11 protein-coding genes and 1 pseudogene are annotated in these 11,951 nt (G+C 59.4%); 11 read left to right on the top strand and 1 reads right to left on the bottom strand.

What is annotated here, in order from left to right:
• Positions 1-156: 156 nt before the first annotated feature.
• Positions 157-300 (bottom strand): hypothetical protein, encoded by a 144-nt coding sequence (locus E0E29_RS17985; protein ID WP_165449778.1) that lies wholly within the window; start codon positions 298-300, stop codon positions 157-159.
• Positions 301-463: 163 nt separating this feature from the next.
• Here E0E29_RS17985 and E0E29_RS18970 point away from each other — a divergent pair.
• The 11 genes and pseudogenes from E0E29_RS18970 to E0E29_RS03550 all read left to right on the top strand — a co-directional run.
• Positions 464-643, top strand: a pseudogene (locus tag E0E29_RS18970) (helix-turn-helix transcriptional regulator); the annotation flags it as partial.
• A 15-nt stretch (positions 644-658) separates the two neighbouring features.
• On the top strand, positions 659-847 hold the full coding sequence (locus E0E29_RS18595; protein WP_242622404.1) for a hypothetical protein: 189 nt from the start codon (positions 659-661) through the stop codon (positions 845-847).
• 265 nt (positions 848-1,112) lie between these two features.
• Entirely contained in the window at positions 1,113-2,132 is a 1,020-nt protein-coding gene (locus E0E29_RS03590) for a hypothetical protein (protein WP_130848668.1), read from the top strand.
• A 155-nt stretch (positions 2,133-2,287) separates the two neighbouring features.
• A complete protein-coding gene (locus tag E0E29_RS03585; protein ID WP_242622358.1) occupies positions 2,288-3,382 on the top strand; it encodes an ADP-ribosylglycohydrolase family protein in 1,095 nt (364 codons plus the stop codon).
• On the top strand, positions 3,375-3,617 hold the full coding sequence (locus tag E0E29_RS03580) for a hypothetical protein (protein ID WP_130848667.1): 243 nt from the start codon (positions 3,375-3,377) through the stop codon (positions 3,615-3,617). Before E0E29_RS03585 ends, E0E29_RS03580 begins: the two co-directional genes overlap by 8 nt.
• Before the next feature lie 145 nt (positions 3,618-3,762).
• Positions 3,763-4,866, top strand: a complete 1,104-nt coding sequence (locus E0E29_RS03575; RefSeq protein ID WP_165449777.1) for a tyrosine-type recombinase/integrase — start codon at positions 3,763-3,765, stop codon at positions 4,864-4,866.
• 615 nt (positions 4,867-5,481) lie between these two features.
• Positions 5,482-6,264 (top strand): enoyl-CoA hydratase-related protein, encoded by a 783-nt coding sequence (locus E0E29_RS03570; RefSeq protein ID WP_130849068.1) that lies wholly within the window; start codon positions 5,482-5,484, stop codon positions 6,262-6,264.
• Between the two features lie 52 nt (positions 6,265-6,316).
• Positions 6,317-7,633: a GntP family permease gene (locus tag E0E29_RS03565; RefSeq protein WP_242622357.1), complete on the top strand. Its 1,317-nt coding sequence runs from the start codon at positions 6,317-6,319 to the stop codon at positions 7,631-7,633.
• Positions 7,634-7,747: 114 nt separating this feature from the next.
• On the top strand, positions 7,748-8,986 hold the full coding sequence (locus tag E0E29_RS03560) for a CaiB/BaiF CoA transferase family protein (RefSeq protein WP_130848664.1): 1,239 nt from the start codon (positions 7,748-7,750) through the stop codon (positions 8,984-8,986).
• A 23-nt stretch (positions 8,987-9,009) separates the two neighbouring features.
• Positions 9,010-10,380: an acyl-CoA dehydrogenase family protein gene (locus tag E0E29_RS18590; protein WP_242622356.1), complete on the top strand. Its 1,371-nt coding sequence runs from the start codon at positions 9,010-9,012 to the stop codon at positions 10,378-10,380.
• A gap of 139 nt (positions 10,381-10,519) precedes the next feature.
• The gene (locus E0E29_RS03550; protein ID WP_130848663.1) at positions 10,520-11,947 is read left to right on the top strand and encodes a sigma-54 interaction domain-containing protein; all 1,428 of its coding nucleotides are present in this window, start codon (positions 10,520-10,522) and stop codon (positions 11,945-11,947) included.
• Positions 11,948-11,951: the final 4 nt, after the last annotated feature.

The following is an 11,951-nucleotide window of genomic DNA, read 5'->3' as shown; positions in this document are numbered from 1 at the left end:
AATCCCAGGTTTGCGAGAGGGTGCGCGGGGTGTAATAGCGGGACACGATTGCCACCTCCTTGTCGGTTTGTCGGTTTGTCACTCATCACGGCTCAGTGCAGCTCAGTCCAAGGGCACCGCCTCCTTTCCGTCCGCCTGTCATCTGTCAATAATGCGTCAGGTGGTTTTCGCGGAAGCCCGGAATACAAGTCCTTCCAGGAAGTCCATCAGCCTGGTGAGCTCTGGCTCAGAGAGTTGCTGGATCAGGAGTTTTGCCTTTTCCAGGTCCTGCTCTCGCGTATCGGTGTTGGCGGCGTACATGTGTGTCACCTCCTCGTAGAATCGCTGGCCGGTTTCTTCGAGTCAATTATATGGCTCTTCGAGACTATTGTAAAGCGTTTTTTGATTCTTCGAGACATTTTTCTCTTGACGAGTGCCGCTAGGTAGGATATAATGACGTTGATTAAGAAGGAGGTGGCACATAGTGAGAGATAGAATTCGTGACTTGCGGAAATCCCTAAGTATGACGCAGCAAGAGTTTGCGGCCAGAATTGGGGCGAGCCGGAACAGCATCGCTTCCTACGAGACCGGGGCGCGAGTTCCACTGGATTCGGTTATCACTCTTATCTCCCGCACATTTAATGTGAATGAGACCTGGCTTCGTACAGGTGAGGGTCAGATGTTTAATGAGGTAACGCGCGATGAGCGAATTGCAGAGTTCGTCGGCGAGGCGCTGAACGGTAAGTCAGACGGCATCAAACGGCGTATGATCTCTGTACTCTCCCGCATGAATGACGATGACTGGTCCGCCATGGAGCACTTTGCGGAACTGCTTCTGGAGGAGCGAGGGGATAAAAAAGAGGACTGAGCCTTCCCGACTCAGTCCTCTTCATCCTCATTTGAGGAGTCCCAGTATGAAGCGATATACAATCCTCAGTTCGCGCTCATTCAACCTACTCAGCAGCTTCACAATACACTCGACCATACGCAATCCTTTCCCCGCATGGGGCGAAATTCCTTGGTTGCATAATAGAACATATGTTCGATAATGTCAATGGATAAATTTTTCGGAAAAGGTCCTTTTGTTGGACTGTCAAACTCTTGTGTATGAAGAACTAGAAGAGGCGAGGAATATGAAAAGAGAGCACAGCCTTTATACCCGCTGGGAAGAAACTCCCTTAAAGTGGCACAAATTTTTGCTTGTTATTACCCCAATTCGGATATTACTCGCGCTGACTTCCACAGTGTATACGTTTGCCACTACTTCCGCCGATATCAATGCCGCCATACAAGCCGCCGGAGGAGGTTGGACCTACCTGTGGGATATCATCGCTTGCGCGGTCAACGTATTGATCCCGACTATCTTTTTTGTCGGTTTGCTGAAACGGAAATGGTTCGGCGTGATTATATTGCTGCTGTGGAACGTACTCCAGGTGGTCCTCGGTGCCGCTGGGCTTGCTCTAGTAGGTCATTACGATCAGTTGTTGGCTACGCTGGCCGGGGGTAGTTTGTCCTCGAACAGCATTGTTGGCAAGTTTTTAATGGACAACCTTTTATCTATTTTATGGGGTATTATACACTTCTTCCCGAACAGAATTTATTATAAGAAGCGGCGTCTACTTTTCTCTCCGTTTCCCTCTCGTGTCAACGCACCGGCTGCCATCGGGCAGCCGGGTATGGCGTTAGAGACCAGCAGCGTTGATCTCCTTGCGCAGCTGCGTAATGAATGTGAAGCGGAGCAGACCGCCCAGCAGCAACCGGAGATCCTGGACTCCAAGTCATCCAGCCGTTCCCCTACTGGTCTAAAATTATTGTGTGGTGGGCTCGCCTGCGCATGTGTCGTGCTCCTGCTCTGCTGCGTCCACCAGGCCGGAACCACAGAGCGGCTGGAAGAGGAGCTTACGGAGAAATCCCGCCAAGAGACTTATTTGAGCGGCAGGGTCAGTTTTCTTGAAAATAAAGTTCAAGAACTCGAAGCTGAGAGCCAATTCTGGGCAAATTCTGCTGTAATTTCTGCGGGCCCTACGGGTGTATATCACTCCTACGGTTGCCCTGAACTTGAGGAAGCTGGTGATTATTATTATATTTATGATATTTTAGATGCATATAGTTTGGGTTTAGAACCTTGTCCGATATGCCGCCCGGGGGCTTGAACCTTTTACGCACGTGTACGCGCGCACCCACGTCAAGGTAGAACTCTATATACTCTGTATATAGAGTCTCCACCTTGACGTGGGCAAACCGGGATTTTCCGTATAATAGAAGTAGGCCAAGCGCCGGAATCAGACATCGACAGGGAGGATCAGATATGTACGGAGCGATTGCCGGAGACATTGTGGGCTCCATCTACGAGTGGAACAACATCAAGACCAAGCAGTTTCCCCTGTTCAAAAAGAGCTGCTTCCCCACGGATGACAGTTTTATGACCGTGGCCGTGGCATCCGCCTGCATCTACTGGAAGGACCACCACCGCATGGAGACTCTGGAGCGGGACGCGCAGGATTTCAAGGACGCGCTCATCAGCGAGATGCACCGGATCGGGAACCGTTACCCGGATAAGGGGTACGGCGGCAGGTTCCATAAATGGCTGCTACGCCGGAGCCGTCAGCCCTACCACAGCTGCGGAAATGGCTCGGCCATGCGGGTCTCCCCCTGCGCCTTCGCTGCGGACAGCCTGTGGGAGGCGGAGCTTATGGCCCGTTTCTCCGCAGAGGTGACCCACGACCACCCGGAAGGGGTCAAAGGCGCGCAGGCCACAGCGGCGGCCATCTACCTGGCCCGGACGGGAAAAACCCGGTCTGAGATCCGGGACTACATCCGCCTGCACTACTATCCTCTGGAGAAGAAGCTCTCCGAGATCCGCCCCGTCTACCGGTTTGACGAAACCTGCCAGGGTACGGTCCCGGAGGCCATCGAGGCATTCCTGGAATCCTCCAGCTTTGAGGACGCCATCCGGAACGCCATCTCCCTGGGCGGGGACAGCGACACCCTGGCGGCCATCACCGGCGGCATCGCGGAGGCGTACTACGGTATCCCCAAGGAGATCAAGGACTATGTGAAAGCCTTCCTCCGCCGGGACATGGACGCCAACGAGCTCCGGATCATCCGCACCTTCCGAAACCTGTACGCCCATGCCTTCCACGTCCTGTACGACGATGTGGTGAAGTTCCGGTTCGGCGGATACAAGGAGGAGGGGCCTGCTGTGGGCCCGGTCCGGCGGAAGGCACACCGGAAGGCCCTGGCGGAGAAAATGGCCCGGCAGGAAGAGGCCCGGAAGGCGGAGGAACAGCATATCCGGGAGGAGTGGCAGACGGAACAGGCCATGCTCGACCGGGTGCCCGCCATCGTCCTTCTGCAAGAGCTCCGCCTGGCCACTGAGAGAGGAGAGATGACCCATGAGTGAGCGTAAATTCTGCATCAACGGCTGCCCCTTCGGCGGCCCGGACCGGATGTGCGGTCAGGACCCCTGGCACTGCAAGATCAACGACCTTTTCCAGGAGCTGCAAAAGGCGCGCGCCGGTGAGCAGCATTGCACCTATTGCAGTATGCAGCGCCGGGACAAGGTAGGCAGCTACCCGGCGAACCTCTGCGGGTCCTGCGGGCGGTTCTGCCCCGCCTGCGACGCGCCCAAGGCATAAAAAAAACCGGCCCCTGCGGCAACAGGGACCGGCGGATGCCCAAAGCTGCGATTCAAATACAGTCGTGATGAATGACAAACCGACAAACCGACAACCGGGCACCTACATTTTAGCATGGATGGTGCCCTCTGACAAGGAGGTCACTATGGCAACCCGAAAAACAAAATATCTGACGAAGGCCCTCCGCTGCCCCGACGGAAGCCGAAAGTACATCCGTGGAAAAACCAAGGAGGAGTTGGAGGCAAAGGTCCAGGCCGCCCGGATGCAGCTGGGCATGGGCGTGAACATCAATGACAACACGACCTTTGTGGAGTACGCGCAGACCTGGGTGGATGTATATAAGCGCCCGAAGTTGAACTCCCAGAGCCTCGAAACCCTGCTCATCGCGCTCAACACGCATATCATCCCTCACCTGGGGGCAATGCGGATGCGCGATATAAAACCGGTCCACGTTGCGGCAGTGATGGCCGCCGTCAAAGACCGGTCCCACGGTGTCCAGATGTCTGTACTGAACATCATGCGCGCCATTTTCCGCAGCGCGGAGGAGAACCACGTCATCATGCGCTCCCCTGCGGTGAGCACCATCAAAGCGGGCGGACGCGGCGTCAAGGAGCGTGAACCCCTCACGCCCGAGCAGTGCGCGGAACTGCTGCACGCGGCGAAGAACCACTCGGACGACCTGTATGCCTTCGTGCTCCTGGGGCTGTATACCGGGATGCGGCGGGGGGAGATCCTGGGCCTGTGCTGGGACTGTGTGGATTTCGACGCGCACAAGATCCAGGTCCGGCGTCAACTCGCTCTGCGTGCCAAAAAGGGAGTGGAGCTCACGGAGACCCTCAAGACCAAGGGCTCCTATCGTGTGCTGCCGATGCCGTTCGTTCTGGGAGAGTATCTCAGGCTCCGGAAAGACCGTACCGACGGTGTGAGCGTGTTTCAGATCAAAGACCGAAACTCCGTGGAGCGCATCTGGCACAATCTGGATCATCTCTGCAAATTTACCGCCGGTGGGAAGCCTACCTCGGAAAGCGCGCCCCTGGATTTCCACTGCAATCCCCATCTGCTGCGGCATACCTACGCTACCCGGCTGTTCGAGGGCGGCCTGGACATCAAAGAGGTGCAGTATCTCCTGGGGCACTCCACCCCGGCGATGACACTCCGGATCTACACCCATTACGACCGAAAGAGCCGCCAGCAGAGCACCGCCGAGAAGGTGGAGGCCGCCCTCCCGGGTCTCACAATGGTGCTGTGACAGGCAGTATCCCGACCCGCTTGTTGCACACCTGTTGCACAATCAGGACTTAAACGATCCCCTATCCGCTGCGCCACAGCGGATAGGGGGTTTTTTCTGCACTTCCGTAAACAAAGTGTGAATTGTACCGTGGACACCGCAAAAACGGGGGAAAAGCCGGGTCACGGGCCGGTATAGCGGCCGTATATTTTGATGTGACCACTTTTGGAGACAAGCCTGGTTTCGGGCAGCCCACAAGCGGTGCTGAAAAGCGGAAAAGAATGACTTAAACTAGAAATAACAGGAAAAATGACCAGACGGTAAGGAAAGAAGAAGTACAAACGGGCAGAATGAGCCCGAGAAGCGGCAGAGAAAACGTCTCCGAGCGGAGACGTTTTCTCTGTTTGGAGACAATGAAGGTTAAACGGAAAAAGAGGCAAAAAGGAAAAATGGTGAAAGAAAACGGCAAAATACGCGATAATCCGACAATTTTCACAAAAAAGAAAATTGGCATATGACTTGCAATATTACTGGGCGGGCGGCAGACCGGGCGGCGTTGCCGGCACGGCGCCTGACGGTGCGGCCCATTGAGAAACAAAGGAGGTCTTTCTTTTGAGCGAGGGCTTTGAGAAGGTAATGTACGAAGTGGAAAATATCCGTGTCGAGCGGGATGGCAACCTTGTGGTGATCACCATGAACCGCCCCAAGGCACTCAACGCGCTCAATGACCAGACGCTGGAGGAGCTTGATCGCGTGTTCACCTGCCTGGAGGAGGAGCGCGAGGTCCTGGGCGTCATCATCACCGGAGAGGGCAAGGGCTTTGTGGCCGGCGCCGACATCTCCCAGATGCAGAGTTACGGAAGCGAGGAGGGCCGGAACTACGCCAACCGTGCCCAGACCCTCTTTAATAAGATTGAGGCCCTGGAGAAGCCCGTTATCGCTGCGGTGAACGGCTACGCCCTGGGCGGCGGCTGCGAGCTGTCCATGAGCTGCGACATCCGCATCGCCTCCGAGAAGGCCATCTTCGGCCAGCCCGAGGCCAACCTGGGCGTCATCCCCTGCTTCGGCGGCACTCAGCGCCTGCCCCGTCTGGTGGGCACCGGCATTGCCAAGGAGCTCATTTACACCGGCCGCCAGGTGAAGGCCGACGAGGCCAAGGCCATCGGCCTGGTGAACAAGGTGGTCCCCGCCGAGTCCCTGCTGGACGAGGCCAAGGCCATGCTGGCCGTCATCACCGCCAAGGCTCCCCTGGCCATCCGCTACTCCAAGGTGGCCATCAACCGCGGCATGGACGTGGATCTCCGCGCCGGCCTGGAGCTGGAAAAGGACCTGGCCGCTATCACCTTCGGTACCGAGGACAAGCAGGAGGGTATGGATGCCTTCCTGGCCAAGCGGCCCGCGGAATTCCACAATAAGTAATCATTCCCGCTGCTGTGCGCAAATCTTAATTTGAAAGACTGGAGGATTGCTCGTGACTGCTTTGGGAATCATCGGCCTGATTGTCGCCTTTGCCCTGCTGATGTACATGATCATGAAGGGCTTCAATATCTATCTGACGGTGTTTGCCTGCACCCTGGTGGTGGCCATTACCAGCCAGATGAATATTTATGAGGCGTACAAGGTCCACTTTATGACCGGCTTTACCACCTTCTTCAAGAACAACTACCTCATCTTCCTCACCGGCACCCTGATGGCCAAGGCCATGGACATCACCGGCGCGGCCAAGTCCATCGCCAAGACCATCATCCGTGTCATGGGTACCGAGTGGGCCTTTATCTCCGTTCCTGTGGCCTGCGGTGTGCTTTGCTACGGCGGCGTCTCCGCCTTCGTGTGCTCCTTCGCCGTCTTCCCCATCGCCCTGCAGGTCTTCCGTGCCGCCGACCTGCCCCGCCGCGGCATTCCCGGCGCTCTGTGCTTCGGCTGCTCCACCTTCGCCATGATCGCCCCCGGCGCCGTGCAGATCCACAACAACGTGCCCTCCACTGAGCTGGGCACCTCCTACATGGCCGGCGCTGTCAACGGCTTCATCGCCTGCGGCTTCATGCTGGTGGTTGGTATCATCTATCTCCACTTCTGGCTCAACAAGGCCAAGAAGAACGGCGAGCACTTTATCGCCAAGGAGGGCGACGAGTTCGGTGACGAGGGCGATGAGCACCTGCCCAACTTCGTGATCTCCCTGATCCCCCTGGTGGTCACCATCGTGCTGGTCAATGTGAAGGTGAACGGCGTGGCCATCGCCCCCGTGGAGGCCGGCGTGCTGGCCGGTGCGGTGTCCGCCGTGGTCCTGATGATCAAGTACATCGACCCCAAGGAGCTGCCCAAGCACTTTGCTGACGGTGCCGCCATGGCCCTCATCTCCATCACCAACACCTGCGCCGTCAACGGCTTCGGCGGCGTGGCTTCCAACAGCCCCGTGTTCTCTACCATCACCGACGCCATGGTGAACATCCCTGGTCCCAAGCTGCTGGGCCTGGTCATCGGCACCACCGTCATCGCCGGTATCTGCGGCTCCGCCTCCGGCGGCCTGGGCATCGCCGTGCCCATCCTGGGGCCTGTCTACACCCAGATGGGTATCTCCCCCAGCATCGTCCACCGCGTCATGGCTCTGTCCTCCTCCGCGCTGGACTCCCTGCCCCACAACGGCTACATCGTCACTGTCACCAACGGCCTGTGCCGGGAGACCCACAAGGACTCCTACGGCCTCACCTTCGTGCTCACCGTCATCATCCCCTTCGTGGGCTCCCTGGTGGGCGTGGCCCTGTTTACGATCTTCCCCAACCTGCCCTAACCTTCATCTGTGGATAACTGCCATCATCCATACATGCGGGCTGAGGGACGGCGCGCTTACCTTCCGCGCGCCGTCCCCTCTGACCGCCCTTTGACCGAAAGGAGTGCCTGACCTATGTTCAAACCCTTAGAGGGCGTGAAAGTCATTGATCTCACCTACTTCGTGGCCGGCCCCGGCGCCGCCCGTATCCTGGCCGACTGGGGTGCCGACGTCATCAAGGTGGAGCCCAGCTTCGGCGATCCCGGCCGTGGCACCGGCGCTACCATGTCCTGCCCCATCGTCAAGGACTGCAACCCCTTCTACACCGCCTACAATGCCAACAAGCGTGGCCTCTCCCTCAACCTGAAGAGCGAGGAGGGCAAGGCCATCCTGGATAAGCTCCTGGAGACCGCCGACGTCTTTGTTTCCAGCTACCGCACCGGCGCCCTCAAGCGACTGGGCCTGGACTACGGCACCCTGAGCCAGAAGCACCCCCACCTCATCTGGGCCCAGATCAACGGCTTCGGTGATTTCGGCCCCGCCAAGGACAACGCCGGCTTTGATACCGTGGCCTTCTGGGCCCGCTCCGGCGCCATGATCGACATCACCGAGAAGGAGACCTCCCCCGTGAACCCCCTCATCGGCTTCGGTGACGCCACTACCTCCTGCTCCCTGTCCGGCGGCATCTGCGCCGCCCTCTATCAGAAGGCCAAGACCGGCAAGGGCTGCAAGGTCATGGTCTCCCTCTTCTCCCAGGCCATCTGGAGCGAGAGCGCCGGCATGGTGTCCACCCAGTACGGCGACGAGTACCCCAAGACCCGCAAGAACCCCGGCTCTCCCGTCATGGATACCTTCAAGAGCTCCGATGACAAGTGGTTCTACATGAGCATCCTGGAGCCCGACCGCTACAACAACGCCCTCTTCAAGGAGCTGGGCCGTGAGGACCTGGTGGACCACCCCGACTACTCCACCGCTTCCGCCTCCAAGGCTCACAGCGCCGAGCTGGTGGAGATCCTCAGCGCCGAGTTTGCCAAGCACACCATGGATGACATCGCCGCCATGTTTGCCCGGGCCGACATCGCCTATGACCGTGTGCAGCACATCAAGGAGGTCCTGGACGATCCCCAGGCTCTGGAGAACATGTACATTGTCCCCATGGCCAACCGGGACGGCACCATTACCAAGCAGCCCGCCACCCCCATCCGTTTTGCCACCGCCGAGCCCACCTGCATCGAGGACATCGCTCCCACCATGGACCGTCAGGCTCCCCTGGTGGGCGAGCACTCCGCCGAGATCCTGAAGGAGTACGGCTACTCCGATGAGGAGATCCAGAAGTTCCTGGATGACAAGGTGATCTACATCGACAAGCTGTAAGGCTTCGGAAAGGAGTTTTTTCCATGACTTTTCATCTGACTGAGGACCAGGCCACCATTCAGCAGCTGGCCCGGGACTTTGCCGAGAGTGAGCTGGCGCCCATCGCGGCCCAGATCGACCAGGAGGAGCGGATTCCCAAGGAGATCATCGCCAAGATGGCGGAGATCGGCTTCACCGCCCTGAACGTGCCCGAGGCCTACGGCGGCCCCGAGCTGGACACCATGTGCAAGGTGCTGGTGGTCTCCGAGCTGGCCAAGCAGTGCGCCAGCACCGCCGAGGTCATTTCCGTCCACACCCTGGTCAACGACATCTTCCTCAAGCACGGCACCGAGGCGCAGAAGCAGAAGTATCTGACCGCCGCCGTGGAGGGTAAGATCGGCGCCTTCGCCCTCACCGAGGCGGGTGCCGGCTCCGACGCCGCCTCCGCCAAGACCAAGGCTGTGGTGGACGGGGACGACTACGTCATCAACGGCAGCAAGTGCTTCATCTCCAACATGGGTCCCACCGAGGGCGACTATGTGGTGGTCATCGCCCTCACCGATCCCGAGAAGGGCACCAAGGGCATGTCCGCCATCGTGGTGGACCGTGGCACCCCCGGCTTCACCGTGGGCAAGCGCGAGGAGAAGCTGGGCATCCGCGNATCCGACGCCGCCTCCGCCAAGACCAAGGCTGTGGTGGACGGGGATGACTACGTCATCAACGGCAGCAAGTGCTTCATCTCCAACATGGGTCCCACCGAGGGCGACTATGTGGTGGTCATCGCCCTCACCGATCCCGAGAAGGGCACCAAGGGCATGTCCGCCATCGTGGTGGACCGTGGCACCCCCGGCTTCACCGTGGGCAAGCGCGAGGAGAAGCTGGGCATCCGCGGCGCCGACATCTCCGAGCTGATCTTTGAGGACTGCCGCGTGCCCCGCAGCAACCTGATCGGCCAGGAGGGCGAGGGCTTCAAGATCGCCATGGCCGCCCTGGACGGCGGCCGCATCGGCATGGCCGCCCAGGGCCTGGGCATCGCCGATGCCGCCATCGAGGCCTCCATCAAGTACATGAAGGAGCGCGTGCAGTTCGGCAAGCCCATCGCCAAGCTGCAGGGCCTGCAGTGGTATCTGGCCGACATGGCCACCCGCACCGAGGCCGCCCGCGCCCTGGTGTACGAGGCCGCCTGCGCCGCCGACAGCGGTGAGCCCCTCTCCAAGCTGGCCGCCATGTGCAAGTACTACGCCTCTGAGAACGCGGTGTGGGTGACCAACAAGGCCCTCCAGATCCACGGCGGCTACGGCTACATGCGGGACTACCCCATCGAGCGCATGTACCGCGACGCCCGCATCGTGCCCATCTACGAGGGCACCTCCGAGATCCAGAAGGTGGTCATCGCCAGAGAACTGCTCAAGTAATTTTTACGAGATCCCTCCCTACCCCAACACATACAGTGGAAACCGTCATTTTGGTCTGCGACCGAAATGACGGTTTTCCCGCTTTTCGATTTATGGTATGATGGACTGCACAGGAGGAGTGTGCGAAAGGAGGACGGACATGTCGGAACAGGACATCGCACGCTACAAGCACATTTTTGACGAGATCCTCCGGATGACCGACGACGGCTTCATCGTCGTGGACACCAACGGCATCGTGACGGACATCAACGACCAGTACTGTGATTTTCTGGGCAAGCCCAAGGAGGAGATCGTGGGCTATCCCATCCAGAAGACCATCAGCAACTCTAAGATGGTGGACATCGTGAAGCGGCGGTACAGCGAGGAGCTGGCCCTCCACAAGTTCCTGCCCGGACAGAGCAAGGAGAACGACAACAACTTCCTGCTGGTGAGCCGCTCCTGCGTTTGCGATGAACAGGACCAGGTGGTGGCGGGGGTGGCCCAGGTCAAGTTCCGCCTTCAGACTCTGGACTCGGCCAAGCGGCTTATGAGCGAGTACGCCGAGCTGGAATTTTATAAGGAAGAGTACCACAAGACCGGCGGCTGCCGGGCCAGCTTTGACTCCATCGTGGGCAGTACCGAGGCCTTTCTGGAGAAAAAGCGCCTGGGGCTCAAGGCGGCCCGCACGGATTTTCCCGTCCTCCTCACCGGGGAGACGGGGACCGGCAAGGAGGTCTTTGCCCGCTCCATCCACAACGCCAGCAGCCGGGCGGACAAGCCCATGGTGAGCATCAACTGCGCCGCCATCCCCAACGAGCTGCTGGAGTCGGAGCTGTTCGGCTATGTGGACGGGGCCTTTACCGGCGCCCGGAAGGGGGGCAAGCCGGGCAAGTTCCAGCTGGCCAACGGCGGCACCCTCTTCCTGGACGAGATCGGCGACATGCCCCTCAATATGCAGGCCAAGATCCTCCGCGCCCTCCAGGAGCGGGAGGTGGAGCCGGTAGGCGGATCGGGGCCGGTGTCGGTGGATGTGCGGGTGATCTCGGCCACCCGGCGCAACCTGCCCGCCCTCATCGAGGCGGGGGAGTTCCGGGAGGACCTCTACTACCGGCTCAACGTCATCAACATCGAGATGCCGCCCCTGCGCTGCCGCCGGGCGGACATCCTGGAGCTGGCCAACTTCTTCCTGGCCCGGCTCAACCAGGAGTTCCAGCGTACCACCGTCCTCTCCCAGGAGGTCAAGCAGTGCTTTGCCAGCTACCAGTGGCCGGGCAACATCCGGGAGCTGGACAACGTCATCAAGGGCGCCTACGCCACCTGCGACGGCTTCACCATCGATATGCGTGACCTGCCGGGCAAGATGTCCCTGCCACGGGGACCGGCGGTGCCGGGTGCCGGATCAGGCAAGCAGCTCACCGAGCTCATGAACGACTACGAGCGGGAGATCATTCTGGCTGTCCTCCGGGACAAGGGGGGCAACTGCCAGCGGGCGGCGGAGGAGTTGGGTATTCACCGCAGCGCGCTCTACAAAAAGATGGCCAAGCTGGGCATCGATCCCGCCGCCGACTGCCGGGGCCGAAAGCGCTGAGGGC

The organism is Intestinimonas timonensis, assembly GCF_900626145.1.
Taxonomy (GTDB): Bacteria; Bacillota; Clostridia; order Oscillospirales; family Oscillospiraceae; genus Intestinimonas; species Intestinimonas aquisgranensis.
This window is presented reverse-complemented; position numbering and strand designations above follow the sequence as displayed.